At 65.7% G+C, this 25,620-nt stretch carries 21 protein-coding genes; 11 read left to right on the top strand and 10 right to left on the bottom strand.

Translation table 11 applies throughout. The features are described 5' to 3' along the window. Positions 1-87: 87 nt before the first annotated feature. Both arsH and arsC read right to left on the bottom strand, forming a co-directional pair. Positions 88-825 carry an arsenical resistance protein ArsH gene (gene arsH, locus V9L20_RS00550; RefSeq protein ID WP_337295084.1) on the bottom strand — a complete coding sequence of 246 codons (738 nt, stop codon included), beginning with the start codon at positions 823-825 and terminating at the stop codon, positions 88-90. Continuing rightward, on the bottom strand, positions 791-1,237 hold the full coding sequence (gene arsC, locus V9L20_RS00545) for an arsenate reductase (glutaredoxin) (protein ID WP_258505599.1): 447 nt from the start codon (positions 1,235-1,237) through the stop codon (positions 791-793). Before arsC ends, arsH begins: the two co-directional genes overlap by 35 nt. Positions 1,238-1,266: 29 nt before the next feature. Between arsC and V9L20_RS00540 the strand changes: the two genes are divergently transcribed. From V9L20_RS00540 to V9L20_RS00520, 5 genes are all read left to right on the top strand, one after another. Next, positions 1,267-1,590 (top strand): ArsR/SmtB family transcription factor, encoded by a 324-nt coding sequence (locus V9L20_RS00540; protein WP_258505600.1) that lies wholly within the window; start codon positions 1,267-1,269, stop codon positions 1,588-1,590. Position 1,591: 1 nt separating this feature from the next. After that, on the top strand, positions 1,592-2,674 hold the full coding sequence (gene arsB / locus V9L20_RS00535) for an ACR3 family arsenite efflux transporter (RefSeq protein ID WP_337295083.1): 1,083 nt from the start codon (positions 1,592-1,594) through the stop codon (positions 2,672-2,674). Between the two features lie 110 nt (positions 2,675-2,784). Continuing rightward, on the top strand, positions 2,785-3,564 hold the full coding sequence (locus tag V9L20_RS00530) for an exodeoxyribonuclease III (RefSeq protein ID WP_337295082.1): 780 nt from the start codon (positions 2,785-2,787) through the stop codon (positions 3,562-3,564). 41 nt (positions 3,565-3,605) lie between these two features. Next, positions 3,606-4,301 (top strand): AP2 domain-containing protein, encoded by a 696-nt coding sequence (locus V9L20_RS00525; RefSeq protein ID WP_337295081.1) that lies wholly within the window; start codon positions 3,606-3,608, stop codon positions 4,299-4,301. 83 nt (positions 4,302-4,384) lie between these two features. Further along, a complete protein-coding gene (locus V9L20_RS00520; protein ID WP_337295080.1) occupies positions 4,385-5,128 on the top strand; it encodes an EAL domain-containing protein in 744 nt (247 codons plus the stop codon). 47 nt (positions 5,129-5,175) lie between these two features. On the opposite strand, the gene V9L20_RS00515 is transcribed toward V9L20_RS00520, so the two are convergent. From V9L20_RS00515 to V9L20_RS00505, 3 genes are all read right to left on the bottom strand, one after another. Beyond that, complete coding sequence (locus tag V9L20_RS00515; RefSeq protein WP_337295079.1) at positions 5,176-7,068, bottom strand: GspE/PulE family protein; 1,893 nt, start codon at positions 7,066-7,068, stop codon at positions 5,176-5,178. A 130-nt stretch (positions 7,069-7,198) separates the two neighbouring features. Then, a complete protein-coding gene (locus tag V9L20_RS00510; RefSeq protein ID WP_337295078.1) occupies positions 7,199-10,243 on the bottom strand; it encodes a sensor domain-containing diguanylate cyclase in 3,045 nt (1,014 codons plus the stop codon). Between the two features lie 149 nt (positions 10,244-10,392). After that, positions 10,393-12,057: an alpha-amylase family protein gene (locus V9L20_RS00505; protein WP_337295077.1), complete on the bottom strand. Its 1,665-nt coding sequence runs from the start codon at positions 12,055-12,057 to the stop codon at positions 10,393-10,395. A 58-nt stretch (positions 12,058-12,115) separates the two neighbouring features. Between V9L20_RS00505 and V9L20_RS00500 the strand changes: the two genes are divergently transcribed. After that, positions 12,116-13,726: an alpha-amylase family glycosyl hydrolase gene (locus V9L20_RS00500; RefSeq protein ID WP_337295076.1), complete on the top strand. Its 1,611-nt coding sequence runs from the start codon at positions 12,116-12,118 to the stop codon at positions 13,724-13,726. 28 nt (positions 13,727-13,754) lie between these two features. Here the strand turns inward: V9L20_RS00500 and V9L20_RS00495 are convergent, their stop codons facing one another. Genes V9L20_RS00495 through V9L20_RS00475 form a run of 5 tightly spaced genes read right to left on the bottom strand, consistent with a single transcriptional unit; the run spans position 13,755 to position 17,092 of the window. Next, on the bottom strand, positions 13,755-15,101 hold the full coding sequence (locus tag V9L20_RS00495; protein WP_337295075.1) for an erythromycin esterase family protein: 1,347 nt from the start codon (positions 15,099-15,101) through the stop codon (positions 13,755-13,757). Beyond that, a complete protein-coding gene (locus V9L20_RS00490) occupies positions 15,098-15,781 on the bottom strand; it encodes a phosphoribosyltransferase (protein WP_337295074.1) in 684 nt (227 codons plus the stop codon). Before V9L20_RS00490 ends, V9L20_RS00495 begins: the two co-directional genes overlap by 4 nt. 58 nt (positions 15,782-15,839) lie before the next feature. Beyond that, positions 15,840-16,187: a hypothetical protein gene (locus V9L20_RS00485; protein WP_258505611.1), complete on the bottom strand. Its 348-nt coding sequence runs from the start codon at positions 16,185-16,187 to the stop codon at positions 15,840-15,842. A 38-nt stretch (positions 16,188-16,225) separates the two neighbouring features. Next, positions 16,226-16,630 carry an Hsp20/alpha crystallin family protein gene (locus V9L20_RS00480; RefSeq protein WP_337295073.1) on the bottom strand — a complete coding sequence of 135 codons (405 nt, stop codon included), beginning with the start codon at positions 16,628-16,630 and terminating at the stop codon, positions 16,226-16,228. A gap of 24 nt (positions 16,631-16,654) precedes the next feature. Further along, the gene (locus tag V9L20_RS00475) at positions 16,655-17,092 is read right to left on the bottom strand and encodes an Hsp20/alpha crystallin family protein (protein ID WP_258505612.1); all 438 of its coding nucleotides are present in this window, start codon (positions 17,090-17,092) and stop codon (positions 16,655-16,657) included. Positions 17,093-17,347: 255 nt separating this feature from the next. On the opposite strand from V9L20_RS00475, the gene V9L20_RS00470 reads away from it, so the two are divergent. The 5 genes from V9L20_RS00470 to treS all read left to right on the top strand — a co-directional run bounded on the left by V9L20_RS00470 (position 17,348) and on the right by treS (position 25,617). Beyond that, positions 17,348-17,707, top strand: a complete 360-nt coding sequence (locus V9L20_RS00470; protein WP_337295072.1) for a hypothetical protein — start codon at positions 17,348-17,350, stop codon at positions 17,705-17,707. 108 nt (positions 17,708-17,815) lie between these two features. After that, positions 17,816-18,136 (top strand): hypothetical protein, encoded by a 321-nt coding sequence (locus V9L20_RS00465; protein ID WP_337295071.1) that lies wholly within the window; start codon positions 17,816-17,818, stop codon positions 18,134-18,136. Positions 18,137-18,331: 195 nt separating this feature from the next. After that, positions 18,332-20,230, top strand: a complete 1,899-nt coding sequence (gene glgB, locus V9L20_RS00460) for a 1,4-alpha-glucan branching protein GlgB (protein ID WP_258505616.1) — start codon at positions 18,332-18,334, stop codon at positions 20,228-20,230. Continuing rightward, a complete protein-coding gene (locus tag V9L20_RS00455) occupies positions 20,227-22,278 on the top strand; it encodes an alpha-1,4-glucan--maltose-1-phosphate maltosyltransferase (protein WP_337295070.1) in 2,052 nt (683 codons plus the stop codon). Before glgB ends, V9L20_RS00455 begins: the two co-directional genes overlap by 4 nt. A 12-nt stretch (positions 22,279-22,290) precedes the next feature. Beyond that, complete coding sequence (treS, locus tag V9L20_RS00450; protein WP_337295069.1) at positions 22,291-25,617, top strand: maltose alpha-D-glucosyltransferase; 3,327 nt, start codon at positions 22,291-22,293, stop codon at positions 25,615-25,617. The last annotated feature ends 3 nt before the right edge of the window (positions 25,618-25,620 follow it).

The following is a 25,620-nucleotide window of genomic DNA, read 5'->3' as shown; positions in this document are numbered from 1 at the left end:
CTCCTGAACGGACCCACCTTAACTACGCCTCTGCATGCTGATGTCGGAAAGCCTGCATGCCGGCGTAGGACGCGGCGCGAAAATGGCCTAGATCGCGCGCTGGTTCACCCGCTTGGCAAGCTCTTCGGCGCTCTCCCGGCGCTCGCTGTAGCGGTCGACGAGGTAGCCGGCCGCGTCGCGCGTGAGCAGGGTGAACTTCACGAGCTCTTCCATCACGTCGACCACCCGCTCGTAGTACGAAGAGGGCTTCATGCGCCCGGCTTCGTCGAACTCGAGAAAAGCCTTGGCAACGGAAGACTGGTTGGGAATGGTGAGCATGCGCATCCAGCGCCCGAGCACGCGCAGCTGGTTCACCGCATTGAACGACTGCGAGCCGCCCGACACCTGCATGACTGCGAGCGTCTTGCCCTGCGTGGGCCGGACGGCGCCCATGCTCAGCGGAATCCAGTCGATCTGCGCCTTCATGATGCCGGTCATCGAGCCGTGGCGCTCGGGCGAGCACCACACCATGCCTTCGGCCCATTGCGCCAGGTCGCGCAGCTCCTGCACCTTGGGATGGTCGTCGGGAGCACTGTCCGGCAGGGGCAGCCCGGCGGGGTTGAAGATGCGTGTCTCGCCGCCCATGGCCTGCAGCAGCCGTGCGGCCTCTTCGGTCAGCAAGCGGCTGTAGGAGCGGTCGCGCAGCGATCCGTACAGCAGCAGAAAGCGCGGTGCATGGCGCGCCGGTGCGTTGCCGGACAGGCGCTCGAGCGAAGGCCGGTCGAACAGGGCGGCATCGATGTTCGGAAGCTCAGGCAGCGGGTTTGACACGGCGGCCCTCCGCATCGATGACGACTTCGCCGTCTTCCTTGGTGAACGGGCCTTTTTGCGGCGAGGGAAGAATGTCGAGCACTTCTTCGGATGGGCGGCAGAGCCGGGTGCCCAGGGGCGTGACCACGATGGGCCGGTTGATCAGGATGGGGTGCGCGAGCATGAAGTCGACCAGTTGTTCGTCCGTCCACTTTGGATCGGCCAGCCCGAGTTCGGCATAGGGTGTTCCCTTTTCGCGCAGCAGCGCGCGGGGCTGCATCTTCATGGCGGCGAGCAGCTCGAGCAGCGTCTCCTTGCCGGGCGGCGTCTTCAGGTATTCGACCACCCGGGGCTCTTCGCCGCTGTTGCGGATCAGCGCCAGCGTGTTGCGCGAGGTGCCGCACGCGGGGTTGTGAAAGATGGTGATGGATGGGTTGGGCGATTGCATTCTTGCGATTATGCAACTATTATTGAATTATGGAAGAACAAGACATCGTCAAGTCGCTGGCCGCGCTGGCCCAGCCCGTGCGCCTTCAGGTTTTTCGCGCGCTGGTGGTGGCGGGCCCAGCGGGGCTTACGCCCGGTGCGCTGGTCGATGCGCTGGACGTGCAGGCCACCAGCCTCTCGTTCCACCTCAAGGAACTGACCCATTCCGGTCTTGTGACGCAAGAGCGAAGCGGCCGCAACCTGATTTACCGCGCCGCCTTCGAGCGGATGAACGCGCTCATCGGCTACCTCACCGAGAACTGCTGCCAGGGCGAGGCTTGCCTGCCCGCGGCGGCCCAGGCATGTGCGTGCTGAGATGAGCACCCATACCGCTACGGCCCTTGCATCGTCCGCACCGCGCCCCGCCATCGGCTTCTTCGAGCGCTACCTCACGATCTGGGTCGCGCTGTGCATCGTTGTAGGCATTGCGCTGGGCCAATGGCTGCCCGGCGCGTTCCGGGGCATCGCCTCGCTGGAGGTGGCCAAGGTCAACGTGCCGGTGGGCGTGCTGATCTGGGTGATGATCATCCCGATGCTGCTGAAGATCGACTTCGCGGCACTCGGGCAGGTCAAGGCGCATTGGCGCGGCATCGGCGTCACGCTCTTCATCAACTGGGCGGTCAAGCCGTTCTCGATGGCGCTGCTGGGCTGGATCTTCATTCGCCATGTGTTCGCGCCGCTGCTGCCGCCAACGCAGCTCGACAGCTACATCGCGGGCCTCATCCTGCTGGCGGCCGCGCCGTGCACGGCGATGGTGTTCGTGTGGAGCCAGCTGTGCAAGGGCGATCCGTACTTCACGCTCTCGCAGGTGGCGCTCAACGACGCGATCATGGTAGTGGCCTTCGCGCCGGTGGTTGCGCTGCTGCTCGGGCTCTCGTCGATCACCGTGCCGTGGGACACGCTGCTGACTTCGGTCGGCCTGTACATCGTGGTGCCGGTGATCATTGCGCAAGTGCTGCGCAAGCGACTGCTCAAGAAGGGCACGGCGCACTTCCAGGCCGTTGCGGCACGGCTCGGGCCGTGGTCGATCTCGGCGCTGCTGCTCACGCTGGTGCTGCTGTTCGCGTTCCAGGGCGAAGCCATCATCGGCCAGCCGCTGGTGATTGCGCTGCTCGCGGTGCCCATCCTCATCCAGGTGTTCCTGAACTCGGGGCTGGCCTACCTGCTCAACCGCAAGCTGGGCGTGGCGCACTGCGTGGCCGGTCCGTCGGCGCTCATCGGCGCCAGCAACTTCTTCGAGCTTGCAGTGGCCACTGCCATCAGCCTGTTCGGCTTTCAATCGGGCGCTGCGTTGGCAACAGTGGTGGGTGTGCTGATCGAAGTGCCGGTGATGCTGCTGGTGGTTGCCGTGGTCAACCGGTCGCAGGGGTGGTACGAAAAAGGTGCCAAGGCGCACTGACGGGCAAGGGCAGGCAGCGCACGTCTCCATCGCAGGGCGTGTTCTCCGACAAGATGAAGGCGGCTTTCGGGCCATGATTCGCCGACTTCCTCTTGTTTCATGCAGCGCCCGTGAAGATTGCGACCTTCAACGTCAACGGCATCAACAGTCGGCTTCCACGCCTGCTCGAATGGCTCGAGGAGTCCCGCCCCGACGTCGCCTGCCTGCAGGAACTGAAGTCTCCCGACGCCAACTTTCCCGCGGCGGCGATCCGCGAGGCGGGCTACGGCGTGCTGTTCCATGGCCAGCGTTCATGGAACGGCGTGGCCATCCTCGCGCGCGGAAGGGAGCCGATAGAAACCGGCCGCGGGCTCGACGGAAACTCCGAAGACAGCCAGAGCCGCTACCTCGAAGCCGTGGTGAACGGCGTGGTGATCGGTTGCCTGTACCTGCCCAACGGCAATCCGCAGCCTGGCCCCAAGTTCGACTACAAGCTCGAATGGTTCGAGCGGCTCAATGCCCATGCGCAGCGCCTCTACGGCTGCGGCCTGCCGGTTGTGCTGGCCGGCGACTTCAACGTGGTGCCGACCGACGCCGACATCTACAACCCGGCCTCGTGGCGCAATGACGCGCTGCTGCAGCCCGAAAGCCGCGCCGCCTTTGCGCGCCTGCTGGCCCAGGGGTGGACCGACGCGATCCGGACCCGCCATCCGGGCGAGGCGATCTACACCTACTGGGACTACTGGCGCAACCGCTGGCCGCGCAATGCGGGGCTGCGCATCGACCACCTGCTGCTGAACGAGGAGCTCGCGCCTTTGCTGGTCGACGCCAATGTGGACCGCGAGGTGCGCGGCCGTCCGGGCGCGAGCGATCATGCGCCGGTGTGGATCGAACTCGAATTGCCCTTCTAGAATTCTTTCCGATGCCAAAAGGTGTTCCCAATCCAGCGCCCATGTACGGGATCTATGCCCGCCCGTGGGGGTTCGAGGTTTCCATCGTCCGGCGCGGGGTCCGGTATTTCCAGCAGTTCGGCAACGGCAGCTACGGCGGCGCCGAGCATGCGCTGCGGCAGGCGCAGGAATGGCGCGATGCCGTCGTGCGGAGCGTGCCCCCGGCCACGCGGCGCGAGCGGGCGGAAAAGCAACGGGCGAACAACACCACCGGCGTGACGGGCGTTTTCTGCCTCGCGTCGCCCGACGGAAGAGGGCTCTCGTGGCTTGCCAAGACCTACATCGCGGCCGACGAAATACTGCGCGCCAACTTTCCGATTCAAAACTGGGGCGATGCGGCGCGCACCATGGCCATCGAGGAGCGGGCGAAGCAGTTGCAGCACATGACGGGACTGGCGGCCCTGCATCCCGCCGAAGAGTCGATCCGCAAATCCGCAAGTGCGCCGACCGCGACTCCCGCGCCGCGCAAGCGCTCCCGCTCCGAGATCCTTCGCAAGTCGAATTCCAGCGGCGTGAGCGGCGTGCACTACAAGCAGCCCCGCCACGACCACCCCGGTTATTGGCTGGCCATTACCTACACCGCAGGCAAGGGCAGCGTGAGCAAGGCATTCTCGATCAAGGCCCATGGCTACGATGAAGCCAAGAGGCTCGCCATCGCCGAACGCGCTCGCCAGTTGGCTCAAAAGGGTATTGGCTGATGGGCGGGTTACATTTATACGCTATCGTCCGCGTTGTAGGTAAAAGTAATTAACATCACTCTCCCCGCGAGAAATCCACACCAGTGACTACCCCAACAGCGGCCAATGCCAGCTTTCCCGGCTCCGATGCCGGGTTTGTGATGGCTTTCCAGCCGATCGTGGATTTCGAGCGGCGCGAGATCTTCGCGCACGAGGCGCTGGTGCGCGGCATGTCGGGGGAGGGCGCGGTCCAGGTGCTTTCACGCGTGAGTCCGCGGCACCGGTTCGCGTTTCACGAGGCCTGCCGCATCAAGGCCATCGAGACGGCTTCGGCGCTGGGCATGGAATCGAGGCTCAGCCTCAACGTGTGGCCCAACGATCTCACCGAGCGCACCGAGTGCTTCCACAGCGCCATGGACACGGCCCGGCGGTGCAACTTTCCGGTGCACCGCCTGATGTTCGAGATTGCCGAGTGCGAACACGTGGCCGATCTGCCGGGGCTTGCCGCCGCCTTTCATGCCCACAAGGCCTTCGGCTTCACTTCCGCCATCGACGACTTCGGCGCCGCCTATGCCGGCTTCGAACTCCTGGCCGGCTTCCAGCCCGATGTGGTGAAGGTCGACATGGGCCTGGTGCGCAACATCCACACCGATCCCGTCCGGCTCAGCATCGTCAAAGGCTTTGTCGGCACCTGCAGCGAACTCGGCATCCGGGTGGTGGCCGAGGGCGTCGAAAGCTCCGACGAAGTGCACGCACTGCAGGCGCTGGGCGTGGGCCTCTTCCAGGGCTTCCTGTTTGCCCGGCCCGCCGTGGCCATGCTGCCGGCGGTGGCATGGGATGCCGCCTGAAGCGACCAGCCATTCCGTGACGGGCCGCTGCCGCACGCGGTGCTGACTCAGACGTTGCTGGTCGCGCGGACCTCCTCGATGGTGGTCTTTCCGGCCAGGACCTTTTCGATGCCGTCCTGCCGCAGGGTGCGCATGCCTTCGCGCAGCGCCGCTTCCTGCAGCTCTTCGGCACGGGCGCCGCCCTGCACCAGCCGCCGCAGCGTTTTCGAGATCACCATCAGCTCGTGAATGCCCACGCGGCCACTGAAGCCGGTGTTGTCGCAGTGCTTGCATCCGGTGCTTGCATAGGCGAGCAGCTGGCCGTCCTGCCCGTAGTGGCGGTGCCAGCCGTGCCGCACTGACTCGCGCTCGGCCGGGGTGTCGTGCGCGCCGAACGAATGCATGTAGTCGGACAGCAGTTCCTCGACCTCTTCGGGGCGCATCGGCCGGCTGGTCACGCAGTGGCTGCAAAGGCGGCGCACCAGGCGCTGCGCCAGCACCGCCAGCAGCGAATCCGCGAAGTTGAACGGGTCCATGCCCATGTCCAGCAGCCGGGTCACGGTTTCGGGCGCGCTGTTGGTGTGCAGCGTCGAGAGCACCAGGTGGCCCGTCAGCGAGGCCTCGATGGCGGTCTTGGCGGTTTCCTCGTCGCGGATTTCGCCGACCATGATCACGTCCGGGTCCGCGCGCACGAAGGCGCGCAGCGCCTTGGCAAACGTCCACTCGATGCGCGGGTTGACCTGCACCTGGCGCAGGCCCGGCTGGGTGATTTCGATGGGGTCCTCGGCCGTCCAGATCTTTCGTTCCGGCGTGTTGATGTGCATGAGCGCCGAGTGCAGCGTCGTGGTCTTGCCCGAACCGGTGGGGCCCACGCACAGCACCATGCCGTAGGGGCGCTCCACCGCCTTGGTGAACTCCGACAGGTTGCGCTGCGACAGGCCGAGTTGGTCCAGCTCAATGGGTTTTGCCGAAGCCAGGATGCGCATGACCACGTCTTCCAGGCCGTTGCTGGTCGGAATGGTTGCCACGCGCAGCTCGATGCGGTGCTGCGGCGAGTACTTGGCAAAGTTGATCTTGCCGTCCTGCGGCTTGCGCTTTTCGCTGATGTCCAGGTCGCACATGATCTTCACGCGCGCGACCACCGCGTTGCGGTAGCTGGCCGGCAGCTCCAGGTGGGTGCGCAGCCGCCCGTCGCGCCGAAAGCGGATGCGCGTCTTTTCCTTGCCCGGATAGCTTTCGATGTGGATGTCGGACACGCCCTCGCGGTGCGCGTCGACGATCATGCTGTTGATCATTCGCACCAGCGAGTTGTCCGACTGCTCGATGCTTTTTTCTTCTTCGAGCGCGGGAGTGGGGCGTTCCTTCTCGAGCGTGACCAGGAGCTCGCTGGTGGCGGCCGGCTCGAAGTCGAGCGGGCGCGACGGATCGTGCACGATGGTCGGGTCCAGCACGGTGTCGCTGCCGATCTTTCCGTAGGCCTTGTAGAGCACCGTGTCCAGCACAAGGCATTCGCCGATCACCGGCACCACCTTCATCTGCGAGATGAACTCCACTTCGTCGATGGCGGCATGGCGGCTGGCCGGATCGTCCATTGCAAGGATGAGGCGGCCCTGGTGGATCATCAGCGGCATGACCTGCAGGCGACGCGCAACGCCGTGGCTGATGGTGCGCAAGGCGTCGATGGCGACCGGGAACAAGTGCAGGTTGACCAGCGGGTAACCCATCTTTCGTACCAGCGCGGCCTTCAGCTGCTCCCGGGTGACCACGCCCATGCGGACCAAGGTTTCGCCCAGCGGCACGCTGCGGTCGAGCTGCTGCTGGGCCAGGCCTTCGCGCAACTGCTCCTCGGTTACCGCGCCCAGGGCCATCAGCGCCTGGCCGATCCGCAGGATCGGCATGCGGCTTTGAACTTCCAGGGCGTGCAGCAACTGCTCGGGCGTGACGACTTCGGTGGGCGACATTGAATTGAATCTCCTGTTGCGGTGATTCTGGGGTGCCCGGGCAGGCTTGTCAGCAGGAGCAGACCTCGTGCGAAGGCTCGCTGCAATGCCGCGTCACTACCAAAGTTCTCAATTTCTCAATTGAAGCGCGTCAATCGGAAAAACCGTAGGTATTGCGTCCCGCGGACTTCGCGCGGTACAGCGCGGCGTCGGCGCGCGCGAGCAACTCCGACGACGTGGCGGGCGCTTCGTCCGCCGGGTGAAATGCCACGCCGATGCTGGTGGTGACGCGAAGGCGCTGCCCGTCGAGCTCGAACGGCGCGCCGCCGATCTGATCGACGATCTTCCGCGCAATGGCGGCGGCCGCTTCTTTCGCCTGCAGGTTTTCGAGCACCACCACGAATTCGTCGCCCGCAAGGCGGGCCACGGTGTCGGTGGCTCGCACGCTCGCCAGCAGGCGGCGGGCGTATTCCACCAGCACGCCGTCGCCTGTTGCATGGCCGAGCGTGTCGTTGATGGTCTTGAAGCGGTCGATGTCGAGAAACAGCACCGCCAGCGCGCTTTGCGTGCGCTGCGCGCGGGCGATGGCACCGGGCAGGAACTCGTTGAACGCAAGCCGGTTGGCCAGGCCGGTGAGCGTGTCCACCCGCGCCAGGTCGATCAGCTTGCGCTCCACCGCTTTCAGCGCACTGATGTCCAGGCTCAGCGAAAAGATGCCGCGTGTGACGCCGTCGGCCCCGGTGTCGGGCACATAGCTCACGCGTGTGACGCGCTCGCCTCCCTGCGTGAGGGTCTGGGCCTCGAACTCGACCCGCTCGCCCGCCAGCGCGCGCTGGATCATGGGCTTGCGCGAGAGATACAGGTCGGGGCCCGCGACGTCGCTGATGTGGTGGCCCAGGATGGCGGATGGCTCCACGCCCAGCCATTCGCGGTAAGTGGCGTTGGCGAAGGTGATCTTTTCGTCGCGGTCGATGTAGGTGATGAGCGCCGGCAGGTTGTCCGTGATGGTGCGCAGGCGCATCTCGCTTTCGGCCTGCCGGACCTCGGCCTTCTTCAGCGCGGTGATGTTGAAGGTCATGAGATAGAAGCCCAGCACCTTGCCTTCCAGGTCCTTGTCGGGAATGAGGTTGACCTGGAAGTAGCCGGTCTTGCCATGCAGCGGCGTACGCACCGGAAACCTCACCGCCTTGCCCTCGCGCACCATGGGAAGGTAGGGCTGCTGCTGCCGGTACACCGTGTCGCCCACGGCCATGCGCAGGTTTACGCCGGTGAGCGGGCCGTCGTCCAGGCCCGCCATCCGCCGCGCCCGCACGTTCGCAAAAAGGCAGTTCTCGTCGTTGTCGAAGTAGCCCACCAGCGCGGGAATGTTGTCGGTCACGTCGCGCAGCCGCTTCTGCTGTTCGGTCAGCGCCTTGCGGATGTTCACCTCGTCGGTGATGTCGAAGGTCATGGCGAACACGCCTTGCACCACGCCGTCCGCGTCCCGGTCGGGAATGTAGTGCGCCTTGAAAGTGCGGTGGCCGATGCCCAACGAGGGATCGCCGGATTTTTCGATGACCACAGTCTCGCCGGCAAGCGCGCGCTGGTAGGAGTCTTCGACGACGGCGAAGTCCTCGGCGCCGCGCACCTCGGGCATCGAGCGACCGATCATGGCCCTGTCCTTGTGCAGCGCCTTGACCTTCGCATTCACGAAGGTGTATCTCAGGGAGGAATCGACATGCGAGACCAGGGCGGGGATGTTGTCGGCAATGATGCGCACCTGCGCTTCGCTGTGCGCAAGGCTCACCTCGATGCGCTTGCGCTCGGTCACGTCGAAGGTCATGGCGTAGTAGCCGCGCACCTGCCCGGCCTGGTCGCGGTCGGGAATCAGCTCAGTCTGGAAGAAGCGGTCTTCCTCGCGAAGGCGTGCGTCGCCCCGGCTTTCGAAGCTGACCGCCTCGCCGGCAAGCACGCGCTGAACGGCGGCGTCCACCGCTTCGTTCTCGCCAATCGGCTGCGCCGTGCGACCGATCAGCTGCGCCGCGCCGCGATCGAGCTTTCTGCAGAGCGGGGCGTTCACGAAGGTATAGCGGCCCTGCGCATCCACGTGCGACACCAGCGCGGGCAGGTTGTCGGTGATGTCGCGCAGGAACTTCTCACCCGTCTTGCGCTGGCGCATCAGTTCGTCGAAGGTTCGCGCAATGTCGCCTATCTCATCGTTCGGATAGCTGCGGGGCACGGTTCTTTCGAGCGCCGCGTTGTCCACGTCCAGCATGTGCCGGTGCAGGTAGCGCAGCGGCCTGAGCTGCCAGCTCACGACCGTGAGCGCCACGGCCCCGGCAATGATCGCGAGCACCAGCGCGCCCACCCAGGCTGCGCGCTCGATGGCGTCGATGCGCGCAAACGCTTCCGCGGTCGGGTACATCGCGCCGATGACCCAGTTCGTCTGCTGTATGCGCTTGAAGGAATAAAGGCCGTGCACGCCCGCATGGTTGACGCCTTCCGCGGCGCCTTCGTAGCCCTCCATCGGGCGGTCGATCTCGGGGTTGCCGGCACCCTTCAGGCCGGTCTGGTTGATGATGAGTTCGGTGCGCGGGTGGTCGATCACCACACCCTCGGTGCTGGTGATGAACAGGTAGCCGGTTTCGCCGAACTTCACGTCGGCCAGCTCGCCCAGCAGGTTGCGGTCCTTCAGGTTCAGGGCGCCCGAGATCACGTACTTCACGTTGTTGGCCGGGTCCAGCACCGGCTCGGTAATGGCGATCTGCGCCAGGCCGCTCAGCCGGTTGAGGTAGGGCTCTGAAATGACGCTGGCCTTGGACGCAAGCGTTTTCTGGAAATAGGGGCGATCCTTGATGTTCACCCTGCCGGACTGCTGCGCACCATTGAGGCTGGCAATCAGGTCGCCCTCGGCGGTGAAGAACGCCACATTGCTGAAAGCCTTGTGCAGCGGCTGGTGCTTTTCAAGAAAGGCCTGCAGTGCCTCCGGGTCCTGGAAGTCGTTCGATTCCACGCTGGTGGCAAAGGTCTCGAGCAGGATGCGCCTGCTGACGAACTTCTGGTCGACCGTGTTTGCAACGGCCGACAGTCTCGCGAACTCTTCGCTTTCGATCGAGGCCCTCATGCTGGACTTGACCAGCTGCAATGCCACCGTGCCGATGGCGGCCGTGGCTGCCAGCACCACCGCGGCAACGCCGATGCCGAGACGCGTATTCAAGTTGATGCGAATCTTCCGGAGACCTGATGTGTTCATTGTCGTGGACAGGCATCGCGAGGGAATCCGCGTTGCGCATGTAGTGTGTCAGAAGCAGGGTCCCGGGTACTTCGCGCAATCCCCCATGCCTCGCTGCGTTACCGGGGCGGGGCTCACATCTCGTCTCGCTTGAGCAGGTAGTCCAGCGCGCCCACGCGAAACCACCGGTAGCCGTACGACTCGATCACCATGCAGTGCTTTCCTTTCGAGTTGGCGCGGCTGTGCGCGTTCGACAACAGGTTGATGAGTTGCCCGCCGTGCTTGCCCAGCGCCTTGGCATCGAGCTTGATCTCCAGCGGGTTCGCATCGAAATTGTGGACGAAGACCACCGCGTTGCCGCGCCATTCGTAGCGCACCACCAGCACCGCGTGCTCATCGTTGGGAATGACCGTGAAGTCGCCCCAGCCGATCTCGGGCACCTCCTTGCGCATGCGGAACACGCGCTCCATCCAGTTGAGCAGCGAGTCGGGGTCGCGCCGCTGCGCCGCCACGTTCACATGCTCGAAGCCGTAGGCGCCGCCCGTGACCACCGGGAGCACCGGCTTGGACGAGGTGGTGAACCCGCCCTGGCGCTCCGTCGACCACTGCATGGGCGTACGCGCACAGTTGCGCTCCGGCAGGCTCAGGTCGTCGCCCATGCCGATCTCGTCGCCGTAGCGCATCACCGGCGTGCCGGGCAGGGTGAGCATCAGGCTGTAGGCCAGTTCGAGCCGGCGCCGGTTGCCGCCGAGCATCGGCGCAAGGCGGCGGCGTATGCCGCGGTCATAGAGCTGCATGTCCTTGTCGGGCCCGAAGGCCTCGAACACGCGCTTGCGCTGCGCAGGGCGCAGGCGCCCGAGGTCGAGCTCGTCGTGGTTGCGCAGGAACATGACCCACTGCGAGGTGGGAGGCCGCTCCCGCGTGGCCTCCAGCGCCTTGACCAGCGGCCGCGTGTCCCCCACGGCCATGGCATAGAACAGGTTCTGGTTGACCTGGAAGTTGAACATCATGTGCAGCCGCTCGCCCTCGTCGCCGAAGTACGCCATGTTGGTCTTGGGCAGCACGTTGGCTTCGGCCAGGATGATGGCGTCGCCCCGTCGCCATTGAAGCAGTTCGCGAAACTGCCGCAGCATGTCGAACCGCTCCGTGGGGTACACGACCTTCGGCCCCTTCGCGCCGATGACAAAGGGCACCGCGTCCATGCGGAAACCCGACACACCCAGCTGCGTCCAGAAGCCCATGATCTTCAGGATCTCGGCCTGCACATGCGGGTTGGCCGTGTTCAAGTCGGCCTGGAACTCGTAGAAGCGATGAAAGTACCAGCGCCTCGCGACCTTGTCGAAAGTCCAGGTCGACTTCTGCACGCCCGGAAAGACCACACCGTCGGTGGAGCGGGGCGGCTTCTTGTCTGACCACACATACCAGTCGTGGTATTTTGATTTCCGGCTCTTGCGCGCTTCCTGAAACCAGGGGTGCTGGGTCGAGGTGTGGTTGACCACCAGGTCCATCAGCACGCGCATGCCGAGCTGCTCGGCCGAATGCGTGAACTCGACGAAGTCCCCGAGCGTGCCGAAGCGAGGGTCTACGTTGTAATAGTCCGAAACATCGTAGCCGTCGTCACGCCCCGGCGAAGGGTGGAACGGCATCAACCACAGCGTGGTCACGCCAAGGCCGTGAAGGTACTCCAGCCGCCGCGTCAGGCCCTCGAAGTCGCCGCAGCCGTCTCCGTTGGAATCCATGAAGGTTCCCACCGAGAGGCAATACACCACGGCGTTCTTGTACCAAAGGTCGTTGATCATGCCCGGGGAACCTCCTAAAAATGGAAGCCTCGCAACACAGAACACGAAAGGAAACTCGATGTCGGCCGATGCTTGGTGGAAGAACGGAATCGTTTATCAGATCTATCCGCGTTCGTTCCAGGACAGCGACGGAGACGGCATCGGCGACTTGCGGGGCATACAGAAGCGGCTTGATTATCTGGTCGAGCTTGGCGTGGACGCTGTCTGGATATCGCCTATCTACCCCTCACCAATGGCCGACTTCGGGTACGACATTTCCGACTACTGCAACATCGATTCGCGCTTTGGCACGCTGCAGGACTTCGATGCGCTGGCCGCCGAGTGCAAGGCACGCGGCCTCAAGCTGGTGCTGGACTTCGTGCCCAACCATACGTCGGACCAGCACCCGTGGTTTGTGCAAAGCCGGGCCTCGCGCAACAACCCCCGGCGCGACTGGTACCTGTGGCGCGACCCGGCCCCGGGCGGCGGGCCGCCCAACAACTGGCTCAGCAATTTCGGCGGGCCGGCATGGACCTTCGACGAGGCCAGCGGGCAGTACTACTGCCATTCGTTCCTGAAGGAGCAGCCCGACCTGAACTGGCGCAACCCCGAAGTGCGCAAAGCCATGTACGACGTGCTGCGCTTCTGGCTGCGGCGCGGGGTGGATGGTTTTCGAATCGACGTGCTGTACCACCTCATCAAGGACGAGCTGTTCCGCGACAACCCGCCGAACCCGGCCTTCCAGCCGGGGCAGGACCCTTCGCACCGCCTGCTCGCGCTCTACACCACCGACCGCCCGGAGATGCAGGACATCGTCGCCGAGTTGCGCCGGGTGGCGGATGAGTTCAGCGATGAAAGCTCGGCGCGCGTTCTGATCGGCGAGCTTTATCTGCCGCTCGAACGGCTCATGGCCTACTACGGCGCAACCTCCGAGGGCCTGCTGCAGGGCGTGCAGCTGCCCTTCAACTTCCAGCTCATCACGGCGCCGTGGCATGCGTCGGAAATCGACCGCATCGTGCGCAATTACGAAGCGGCGCTGCCGCACGGCGCGGCGCCCAACTGGGTGCTGGGCAACCACGACAAGCCGCGCATCGCGAGCCGGGTGGGGCAGGAGAGGGCGCGGCTCGCGGCCATGCTGCTGCTCACGCTGCGCGGCACGCCCACGCTCTACTACGGCGACGAGATCGGCCTGACCGACGTTCCCATTCCGCCCGAGGAAGTGCAAGACCCCTTCGAGAAGAACGAGCCCGGAAAGGGCCTGGGGCGCGACCCGCAGCGCACGCCCATGCAGTGGAGCCGCGCGCACGCGGCGGGCTTTACCGACGGCACGCCCTGGCTGCGGCTCGGCGGCGACTGGCACATGCGCAACGTGGAAGTGCAACTGGCCGATCCCGCCTCGATGCTGCAGCTCTACAAGCGGCTGATTGCGCTGCGCCGCCAAGAGCCCGCGCTGCACGAAGGCAGCCATGAGCAGCTCGATGCGGGCGCCGACGTGCTGGCCTATGCAAGAACCTCGGGCACGAGGCGGCTGGTGGTGCTGCTGAACTTCGGCATCACGGAAACGCGGGTCCGCGCCGAACTGCTGCCGCACGAAGTCGTGGTGCTGGCTTCGACCCATGCCGACCGGACGGGGGCGGTGAAGGGCGCGCTGACGCTGCAGCCGCTGGAGGGCGTGATCGTCGCCCAGTAGCGAGCGTGCGGCCCGGGGGCTCGGAGGGCTATTTGCCGGATGGATAGGTTTCGGGCACGTCCACGTCGTCCCGCGGGGCAGGGCTGTCCAGCGGAACCACCGCCTGGGTACGGTCGATGTGCAGCAGCGCATCGAACTGCACCGGCAGCCGCGCGAAGAAGTAGTGGCTCTGCCGCTCGGTGTCGGGCCGGTAGATGACGCCGATGGCGCGTTCGAGCCGCTGCTCCCGCAGCGCGAAATAGTGGCTGCCTTCGCCGCGCAAGGGCAGCATGAAGCGCTCGAGTCCGGTCTCGTGCATCAAAGCCTCGTAGCTGTCCGGCCGCGAAGGCAGAACGTGTTTGCGCTCGGCGGCGGCGCCCCAGTCGGAGGCCGCCATCACGGTGCCGGTGTGGGTGGTAAAGCCCACCAGCACCGCGTCGCAGCCCTGGCGTTCACGCACCAGTTGGCCGACGTTGAGCTCGCCGCGTTCCTCGCCCATTTCGGTCGCCCGCGCATCGCCCAGGTGCGAGTTGTGGGCCCACACCACGATCTTCGGGCGCTCGCTGCCGCGCCAGAGGTGTCGCTCCACTTCGCCCAGCGTCTCGACCATGTGCCGGTCGCGCAGGTTCCACGATGAAACGTCGCTCAGGTACATCGAGCGGTAGTACGCCTCGGCATTTTTCACGAGGCGCGCGTTCTGCTCGGCATTGAACGCGTCTTCCTCGTTGGCCGTGTTGCCGCTGCGCCAGGCCTCGCCGGCGGCCCGCCGCATCTCGAGCAGCATGTCGACCACCGCCTGCTGGCAAGAAGCCGTGTTGCCGACGCCGGCCATCAGCCCGTACATCTGGCCGCGGTCGCCGAAGCGGTCGAAGCAGCCGTAGCGTTCGCGCGCGAGGCGGGCCGCCTCGGGATCGGTCCGCTCGAAGTACGCGAGCACGGCTTCCATGGAGCCCGAGAGGCTGTACAGGTCGAGCCCGTAGAAGCCCGTTTTTCCTTGCGGCGGCGCGGAGTCGTTGAAGGCGCGCTGCCATTCGACGAAGCGCGCCACCTCTTCGTTGCGCCACATCCAGGTGGGAAATCGCCGGAAACCGGAGAGTGCCTCGGCTGCGCTGGCGTCATCGCTGGCCGCCCTGACGTAGCGGTTCACGCGGTAGGCGTCGGGCCAGTCGCCTTCGATGGCCACGGCGTTGAAGCCCTTTTCGGCCAGCAGGCGCCGCGTGATGCTGGCGCGCTCGGCATAGAACTCCTGCGTGCCGTGCGAGGCCTCGCCAAGCAGCACGTAGTGCGCATCGCCGATCAGGTCCAGCAGGGCGTCGTGGTCGCAGGGGTTTCCTTCCATCGGGTGCGCCGCCGAGCGCAGCGCCTCCGCTTCTTTCGAAATATCGGATGGCTTCATCGTGCAGGGTCCTCGGGCTGGTGCGCGCGGCGGGGGCGGTTCGCTTCGTCGAGCAGGCGGCACACCTCCTCGTCGCTGGTCTGCGAAAAATCGAGGTACCAGCGGCCGACGCCGAGAAAGGAATCCGGAATCTCGGCGCAAACGACGTCGTCCGCCTCGCCGTGCAAGAGCGCGCAGGCTTCGGGCGATGCGACGGGCGCCGCAACGACCACGCGGGCCGGTTCCTGCCTGCGTACAGCGCGCACGGCCACGCGCATGGTGGCACCGGTGGCAAGCCCGTCGTCGACCAATATGACGATGCGGCCGGCCAGGTCGGGCGCGGGGCGGTTGCCGCGGTAGGTACGCTCGCGCCGCTCGAGCTCATGCTGTTCGTTGCTCACCACTTCATCGACCGCCTCGGCGCCGATGCCGAGTTCGCGCACAAGCTCTGCGTCGAGCACCTGCTCGCCGCCGCTTGCAATGGCGCCCATGGCGTATTCCTCGTGGCCGGGTACGCCCAGCTTGCGCACCACCAGAACGTCCAGCGGAGCCTGCAGCGCCTGGGCCACTTCGTACGCCACCGGCGTGCCGCCGCGCGGCAGGGCCAGCACGATCACGTCAGGCCTTACGGCATAGACGGCCAGCTCCTGGGCGAGCACGCGGCCTGCGTGCTGCCGGTTCCTGAAATACTCGAATCCCATTTCGGTGTCCTTGTGGCCACCTTAGGTTTGCTCGAGCGCCGGCGCTGTAGGGGGATGCTCACATCCGCGTAGGCGTGCTCTGCCCCGGCCCGGAGCGATAGCGCTGCGCCGCCTCCCAGGCCTCGACGATCAACGCACGGGCCTTCGGGTGCTCGGGGTCTGTCACCACCCATTCCGGGTACGCGTGCGGAAGGCTGGAGGCCGTCACGCGGATCGCATCGAATTCGGTCGGAGGGAGCGGCTGCGTTGCGCTGGCGCGGTGGGTCAGCGTCTTGCGCAGGCCCGCCTTCCATGCATCCGGCAGGTGATCGACGGCGGGCAGGAGCGCCAGCGCGATGTGGGCCGCGCGCGGGCTCAGGGCTTCGGCGTCGGCGCGCAAACGCGCCAGGCACTCGGTACCGCTCATTCCTCACCTCCGGAGCATGTGCTCATGGCGGGCTGCTCTCATGCGGCCTGGATCTCGATGCGCCGCGGCTGCGCGTGCTCGGTCTTCGGAATGCGCAGCTTCAGCACACCCTGCTTCAGTTCAGCCGAGATCGCGGCCGTGTCCAGCTCCTTGCTCAGCGTGAACACGCGGCGGAAGCGGCCGAGGCCCACCTCCGTGTGGCTGGATTCCAGCCCCTCCGGAACGGCCAGGTCGGACTCCGCCTCGATGGTCAGCGTGTCGGAGGCCACGTGCAGGCCGAGCTTCTCGCGCGAAACGCCGGGCAGGTCGGCAAAGAGCGTGATGCCGCCGCTGTCCTCGATCACGTCGACCGGCGGCGTCAGGGCGGCGTCGCTGTAGCGCGCGCCCTCCTTGCGGGCGAGCTCCTTCGATTCGGCGACGCGAGGCGATGTGTTGCTGTTCATGATCGTCTCTCCTTTCTCTGCTTGTCACTGAACGGTGATGCGCCGGGGCTGCGACGAGGCACGGCGCTGCACCGTGATGTGCAGCACGCCGTCGCGGTACTTGGCCTGCACGGCGTCGGGGTCGGCGTCGTCGGGCAAGGTCAGCACCCTGCGGAAGCTGCCCTCGAAGCGCTCGTTGATGTGAACGGCCGCCTTGGCATCGCCCTGGGGCAGCGTGTTGCTGCGCGTACCGGCGATGCTGAGCAGGCCGCGCTCCAGGTTGACTTCCAGGCTGGACGGGTCGACACCCGGCGCAAACGCGTAGATCTCCACGGTCTGCGGCGTGCCGCCGACGTTCAGGGCCGGAAAGCCGTTGCGGCCGAAGCCGCGGATGGTGGGCGACAGATCGAAGGCCTGCTGCATCTCGCGCTGCAGGCGATCCATCTCGGCGAACATGTCGCGCGGAAACAAGGATCGGTACATGGCGAAAACCTCCATTCGAAAGTTGAACAGGGCGCCGGAGGCCTCTCCAGCGCTTCCGATCAGCGAAATAGGCGCGGCCATGCTTTTTTCAAGAGCCCTTTTTCAGCTGCCGCAGCGGCAGGAACCGATGCTATGAACCTGCCCCGTGCGATAAAAAAGACCTTCCGACGGACCCCTTGAAGCGCGGCAAGGCGGACCTAACTCGAACGTCGTCGAAATCGTCAGTCGTCATTCCAAACCTAGAGGAGATTTGTCATGTCGATAGACCTGCTCAAGCAGATTGCCGCATCCCGCCTTCCCATGTCTTTCCGGACGCCCAAGGAGATCGACGAGGTCAGGATTCTTCGCCAGGCCGGACTCGTGATCGCCTTTGTTCCGGCTCCCGCCGACCCGCTGAAACTGTCGGGTGCGGAGCCCGCGGCGCAGGTGCTTGCCATTACCGAAAAAGGGCGCGAGGAACTGTCGCGGGTGCGTTATCCGGGCGAAGCGCCGGGGCGCAGCAAACCGCGCCACATGGGCCTGAAGAACTGGCTCGCCGCCGGGCGCCACGGGCGCGGATTGCAGCAAGGTTTGCTGCATCAAAGTCGCGATTCACGGCCTTCGCAAAGCTTGTAGGCCGCATCCTTCCTGAACATGCGCGGAAGTCCATGACAGCGCATGCGTGCTTCCGCGCTGAATCCGTTTCGCCACTACACAAGAGACAAGCGAGAACAGGAGACAGACATGGACTTCGAAGGCATCTACTGCTTTGACACGGCGAGCGTCCGCTTCGCAATTTATCCGGACGGTCCCGACGGCGCGCGGATCATTGCGCAAATTTCAGAAGAAACCCTGCACGACGTGTTCGGCACCAGGAACCTCGGCGACCAGTTGCTCGACACCTGCAGGACCCACTTCGACGACATCGGCGCCGCCGCGCTCAAGCGGTACCGGGCCAACCCCAACCAGGCCATCAACCTGACCGTGGACGACTTTTCCCGGCGCATTCTTCCGCGCTCCGCGGGAGTGCAGGGCGCATGGCCGGCAGCCTCGCTCGCGGCCTGAAATAGCCGCGCCCGGCGCGCGGCCATTTTTCGTCCCTCATCGCGTTATGGGGAACTCTCCGACACGGCAAGGAGGCTTCAGCCTTACCCGCCGGGCCCGAATTCTTTGCAAATTGTGAGCTCAGGCCGTTGGGTTGACGAGAGCGTGTTCCTTTGAACACCCGGTCGCTGGCCTTCAAGCAAGCAAGGAACACCGGTGCCAGTGACTCAGCAGCTACCCGAGCCCGAGGCGCAAGACGCCTACCTGTTCCGCGAAGGAACGCATTCCCGCTTGTACGACCTGATGGGTTGCCACCTCTCCAAAGAGGGCGGTGCCCGCTTTGCGGTGTGGGCGCCCAATGCGGAATCCGTTGCCGTGGTCGGCGACTGGAACCACTGGTCCGGCGACGCCGATCCGCTGTCACCCTCGCCGGACGGCACGGGCATCTGGCTGGGCCATGCGCCCAACGCGGCGCTAGGCCAGACCTACAAGTACCGCATCCGCTCGCGCTTTGGCGGCTACACGGTCGACAAGGCCGACCCCTTTGCCTTCTGCGCCGAGCATCCGCCCGCCACGGCCTCGCGCATATGCGAGCTTTCGTATGAATGGAACGACGGCGAATGGATGGCCACGCGCGCCGCGCACAACGCGCTGGATGCGCCCATGTCTGTCTACGAGGTGCACCTGGGCTCCTGGCGACGGCGCGACGGGCACTTCATGGGCTACCGCGAAATCGCGCATGAGCTTGCAGAGTATGTGAAGCACATGGGCTTCACGCACGTGGAGCTCATGCCCGTGACGGAGCACCCGTTCTACGGCTCCTGGGGCTACCAGACCACCGGCTACTTTGCACCCACCGCGCGCTTCGGGTCTCCGCAGGATTTCATGTACCTGGTCGACCACCTGCACCAGAACGGCATCGGCGTGCTGCTGGACTGGGTGCCTTCGCACTTTCCCACCGATGAGCACGGCCTTGCGTTCTTCGACGGCACGCACCTGTATGAGCATGCCGATCCGCGCCAGGGCTTTCATCCGGAGTGGAATTCGAGCATCTTCAACTACGGCCGCGCGGAGGTGCGCAGCTTCCTGGTGTCGTCGGGGCTCTTCTGGCTCGACCGGTACCACCTGGACGGGCTGCGGGTGGATGCGGTCGCGTCGATGCTGTACCTCGACTACGCGCGCAAGCACGGCGAATGGATTCCCAACCGTCACGGCGGCCGCGAGAACCTCGAGGCGATCGACTTCTTGCAGACGCTGAACCGCGCCGTGTACCGCGAGCACCCCGACACCATTACCGTGGCCGAAGAGTCGACCGCATGGCCGCGCGTTTCGCGCCCCACCGACATGGACGGCCTGGGCTTCGGCGAGAAGTGGAACATGGGCTGGATGCACGACGTGCTCGCCTACATGAAGGAAGAGCCCGTCCACCGCAAGTACCACCATCACAAGATGACGTTCTCGCTGGTGTATGCCTTCCACGAGAACTTTGTGCTCCCGCTCTCGCACGACGAGGTGGTGCACGGCAAGGGCTCGCTGCTCGGCAAGATGCCCGGCGACCCGTGGCAGCAGTTTGCCAACCTGCGCGCGCTGTTCGGCTTCATGTGGGCGCACCCGGGCAAGAAGCTGCTGTTCATGGGCGGCGAGTTCGGCCAGCGGCGCGAATGGACGCATGACGGCGAGCTCGAATGGTGGGTGTGCGACCTCGAAGGGCACTCGGGCCTGCAGCGGCTGGTGTCGCAGCTCAATCGGGTGTACCGCGGTGCGCCCGCGCTCTACCAGCAGGACTTCACGCCATCGGGCTTCGAATGGGTGGTGGCGGACGACGCCGAGCGCAGCGTGCTCGCGTTCGTGCGCAAGGCGCGCGATGGCCATCCGCCGCTGCTGGTGGTCAGCAACCTGACCCCGGTGCCGCGCACCAACTACGTGCTGGGCGTGCCGCAAGGCGGCTACTGGCGCGAACTCATCAACACCGACGCGGTGGAGTTCGGCGGTTCGGGCTGGGGCAACCTGGGCGGCGTGGAGTCCGCACCGGTGCGCTCGCACGGCCGCATGCAGTCGGTGTGCATGACCTTGCCGCCGCTTTCCACGCTGATCCTCGAGCACCGGCCATCATGAAAAAATTGTTCGCAACCCCGCAGACGCCCGCAGCTTCGAGAATGCCCGAGATGAGCGACGGCAACCGCCGCGCCGTGGTCGATGCCGTCTTGCCGGCGGTCGACAACGGCCGCTTCCCGGTGAAATGCATCGTGGGCGAAATGGTGCACGTGAAAGCGCACTGCTTTACCGACGGCCACGACGTGCTGCGCGTGGTGCTGTGCTGGCGGCCGCACGACAAGACCGAGTTCCGCGAAGTGCCGATGAAGCCGCTCGTCAACGACGTGTGGGAGGCCGCGTTTTCGCCGCCCGCGCTGGGGCGCTACTTCTACACCGTGGTTGCATGGGTCGATCCCTTCGAATCGTGGCGCAGCGAAATGGCGCGGCGTGTGGACGCCGACGACGTGCGCATCGCATCGCAGGTGGGCGCGCTCGAGGTGGCCGCGGCCGCCGAGCGGGCCGAGGGCGCGGACCGGCAGGCGCTTGCGCGCTGGGCCACCGAGCTCGATGCAGTGGCCGCGCACCCGGCCACGGAGGTGTCGACCCTGAAGGCACTGGCGCTGGACGAAGAGCTGGCCATGCTCGCGCGCCGCCACCCCGACCGCCGGCACCAGGTGCGCTATGCGGTCGAGCTGCCGCTGGAGGCCGAGCGCGAGCGCGCCCGCTTCAGCACCTGGTACGAGCTGTTCCCGCGTTCGGCCGGCACCACGCCCGGCGTGCACGGCACCTTCAAGGACGTGGAGGCCCGCCTGCCGGCCATCGCCGCCATGGGCTTCGACGTGCTCTACTTTCCGCCGATTCATCCGATCGGCCGCGTGCAGCGCAAGGGCCCCAACAATGCGCTGACCAGCGGCCCCGACGACGTGGGCAGCCCCTGGGCCATCGGCGCCGCGGAGGGTGGGCACAAGTCGATTCTTCCGGCCCTTGGCACGGCGGAAGATTTTCGCCACCTGTATGCGCAGGCCACCGCGCACGGGCTGGAGATTGCACTGGACATCGCGTTCCAGTGCGCGCCCGACCACCCCTATGTGAAGGCGCACCCCGACTGGTTCCGGTGGCGGCCCGACGGCAGCGTGCAATACGCGGAGAACCCGCCCAAGAAGTACCAGGACATCTATCCCTTCAACTTCGAGAGCGAAGACTGGCGCGGCCTGTGGGTGGAGCTGCGCAGCGTGATCGAGCACTGGATCGGCGAGGGCGTGCGCATCTTCCGGGTGGACAACCCGCACACCAAGGCCTTCCCGTTCTGGGAATGGGCCATCGGCGAGATACGGCGCGAGCACCCCGAGGTGATCTTTCTTGCCGAGGCTTTCACGCGGCCCAAGGTGATGCACCGGCTGGCAAAGCTGGGCTTTTCGCAGTCGTACACCTACTTCACTTGGCGCAACACCAAGCAGGAGCTCACCGAATATTTCACCGAGCTTTCGACCGCGCCGGGCGTCGACTACTTCAGGCCCAACGTGTGGCCGAACACGCCCGACATCCTGCACGAGCAATTGCAGGGCGGAGAGCCCTCGGTGTACATGGCGCGGCTGGTGCTGGCCGCCACGCTGTCGGCCAACTACGGCATCTACGGGCCGGCTTTCGAACTGCGCGAGCACCTGCCGCGCTCGCCCGGCGGCGAGGAATACCTCGACTCCGAGAAATACCAGCTGCGGCACTGGAACCACGACGACCCCGGCAGCCTGGCGCCCTTCATCGCCCGGGTGAACCGCATCCGCCGCGAGAACCCGGCGCTGCAATGGGACCGGAGCCTGCGCTTTCTGCAGATCGACAACGACCAGCTGCTGGCCTATGCCAAGGTGTCCGAGAGCGGCGACAACGTGATCGTGACCGTGGTGAACCTGGACCCGCACAACGTGCAGTCGGGCTGGCTCCAGTTCGATCCGCAAAGCGCCGGCATCGACAGTTCGCGCGCGTTCCAGATGCATGACCTGCTGAGTGGGCAGAGGTTTACCTGGCAGGGTGGATGGCACTACATACGCCTCGATCCGCACAGCGTGCCCGCGCACATCTTCGTCGTCCGGCGGCGCCATGGCGACGAGCGCGACTTCGACTACTTTCTGTGAGGCCGCGCCACCATGAATGCACCTGTCTCCCACATTGCGCTTGAAACGGTCGAGATCGACATCAGCGACGACCCGCTGTGGTACCGGGACGCGGTGATCTACCAGCTCAACGTCAAGGCCTTCTTCGACTCCAACAACGACGGCATCGGCGACTTCAAGGGCGTGACGGCCAAGCTCGACTACGTGAAGGAGCTGGGCGTCAACACCATCTGGCTGATGCCGTTCTATCCCTCGCCGCTGCGCGACGACGGCTACGACATCTCGGCCTACGAAGACGTGAACCCGCAGTACGGCACGCTCGACGACTTTCGCGAGATGCTCGACGCCGCGCACGAGCGCGGGCTGCGTGTGATCACCGAGCTGGTCATCAACCACACATCGAGCGACCACCCCTGGTTTCAGGCCGCGCGCCGTGCGCCCGCGGGCTCGCCCGAGCGCGACTTCTATGTGTGGAGCGACACCGACCAGATCTACCAGGGCACGCGCATCATCTTCACCGACACCGAGACGTCGAACTGGGCTTGGGACCCGGTGGCCAAGGCCTACTACTGGCACCGCTTCTTCAGCCACCAGCCGGACCTGAACTTCGACAACCCGGCGGTGCTGGAGGCCATCTTCAAGGTGATGCGCTTCTGGCTCGACATGGGGGTGGACGGCTTCCGGCTCGATGCCATTCCCTACCTGGTGGAGCGCGACGGCACCAGCAACGAGAACCTGCCCGAGACGCATGCGGTAATCAAGAAGTTGCGCGCCGCCATCGACGCGCAGTACAAGAACCGCTTTCTGCTGGCAGAGGCCAACATGTGGCCGGAAGACGTGCGCGAGTATTTCGGCGACGGCGACGAATGCCACATGGCGTACCACTTTCCGCTGATGCCGCGCATGTACATGGCCATTGCGCAGGAAGACCGGCACCCCATCGTCGAGATCATGCAGCAGACGCCGGACATTCCGGAGGGCTGCCAGTGGGCGATCTTCCTGCGCAACCACGACGAGCTGACGCTCGAGATGGTGACCAGCAAGGAGCGCGACTACATGTACACCATGTACGCCGCCGACCTGCGCGCGCGCATCAACCTGGGCATTCGCCGCCGCCTTGCGCCGCTGATGGAAAACGACATTGACCGCGTGAAGCTCATGAACGGCATGCTGCTGTCGATGCCGGGCTCGCCCATCATCTACTACGGCGACGAGATCGGCATGGGCGACAACGTGTTCGTGGGCGACCGCAACGGCGTGCGCACGCCCATGCAGTGGAGCCCCGACCGCAACGCCGGCTTCTCGCGCGCCGACCCGCAGCGCCTGTACCTGCAGCCCATCATGGACCCGATGTTCGGCTACGAGGCGCTGAACGTGGAGGCCCAGGCGCGCGACAGCAGCTCGCTGCTCAACTGGACCAAGCGCATGCTGGCCGTGCGCAAGACCAGCCATGCCTTCGGCCGCGGCAAGCGCCGCTTTCTGAAGCCGGGCAACCGCAAGATCCTCGCTTACCTCAGCGAGTACGGCGACGACATCATCCTGACGGTGTTCAACCTCTCGCGGGCCGCGCAGCCGGTGGAGCTCGACCTTTCGGCCTTCAAGGGCAGGGTGCCCATCGAGATGCTGGGCCGTGCGCCGTTTCCGCCCATCGGCGAGTTGCCGTACCTGCTCACGCTCTCGTCGTACGGGTTCTACTGGTTCAGGCTCACGTCCGACGCCGAGATGCCCAGCTGGCACCAGGAAGGCGTGGCGCTGCAGGAGTGGCCCACGCTGGTGCTGTTCGACGGCTGGACCAGCTTCTTCCGCGACCGGGTGATGCCGTGGCGCATCGGCATGTCGGAGCGCATGCGCGCGCAGTTCGAGCAAGAGGTACTGCCGCGGCACATCGAAATACAGCGCTGGTATGCATCGAAGGGAACCACCATCGAGCGGGCGCGGCTGGCGGACCATGCGGTGTGGGAATCCGGCTCGCAAAGCTGGATGCTGCCTCTGCTCGAGCTCGACGGCCCTCACGGCGGCGCCACCTATTTCATGCCGCTGGCACTGGCCTGGGAAGAGCGCGATGAAGAGCGCATGGCCGGAGTGGCGCAGGCCGCGGTGGCCAAGGTGCGGCAGCAGGCGCAAGTAGGCCTGATGGGCGACGCCTTCTACGACGAAGCTTTTTGCCGGGCGCTGCTGCACGCCATTCGCAACGGCATGGACCTGGACACCGCACACGGGCGGATGCGTTTCCGCCCCACTGCGGCATTCGCGGCCGTCAAGGCAGATATCGACAGCCTGCCGGTCGGGCGGCCGAGCGGCGTGAGCAGCAACACGGTGGTCACGGTGAACGAAACCCTGTTCCTCAAGGGCTACCGCCACCTGCGCGAAGGCCTGAACCCCGAACTGGAGATGGGCCGCTTCCTGACCGAAGTGGCGCACTACCCGCACTGCGTGCCGGTGCTGGGCGCGCTCGAATACACGGCCAGCGACGGCCGCACCATGACGCTGGCCATGGTGCAGTCGTATGTGTCCAACCAGGGCGACGGCTGGGACCACACGCTGGGCTACCTGGAGCGCTTTTTGCGCGACTTTGCCACCACCAACGGCGCGCTGCCCGACCCACTGGCCGCGCATGGCGGCTTTCTCGCGCTCATGGCTACGCTGGGCAGGCGCACCGCCGAGCTGCACAAGGCCCTGGCAATGCGCACGGGCGCCGCGGCCTTCGAGCCCGAGCCGCTGCTGGCCGAAGACATTGCCCGCTATGCGGCGCAGGCCCGGGCCGACGTTGCGACCACGCTTTCGCTGTTGCGCGACCGGCTGGGCCAACTGCCGGCGCCGGCGCAGATCGACGGCCAGGCGCTTCTCACCATGGAAGACGCACTGCAGGCTTCGATTGCGGCGCGCAAGCCGCAAACGCAGGGCGGCATCAAGAGCCGCTACCACGGCGACTTTCACCTGGGCCAGGTGCTGGTGCGCGACAACGATTTCGTCATCATCGATTTCGAGGGCGAGCCGGCCCGCAGCTTCGACGAGCGCCGGGCCAAGGGCTCGCCGCTGCGCGACGTGGCCGGCATGCTGCGCTCCTTCAACTACGCGCGCTGGTCGGCCCTGCGGCGGGTGGCGCAGAGCGTGGAAGAAGCCGCCTACCTTGCACCGCCCGCCGCCGCATGGGAGCAGGCCACGCGCCAGGCCTTCATGGACGGCTATTCGCAGGCGGCAGGCGACGGCAACGCGCAGATCGACACCGAACTGCTCGCGCTGTTCGAACTGGAGAAGGCGCTGTACGAGCTGCGCTACGAGCTCAACAACCGCGCCGACTGGGCCCAGGTGCCGCTGAACGGCGTGCTGGCGCTCCTGCAGGCAGAGCGGCCCGGTTGATGC

The sequence above is a fragment of the Variovorax sp. CCNWLW225 genome (assembly GCF_037204045.1).
Lineage (GTDB): Bacteria > Pseudomonadota > Gammaproteobacteria > Burkholderiales > Burkholderiaceae_C > Variovorax.
Note: the sequence above shows the minus strand (reverse complement) of the source record. Positions and strands in the feature narration are given on the sequence as shown.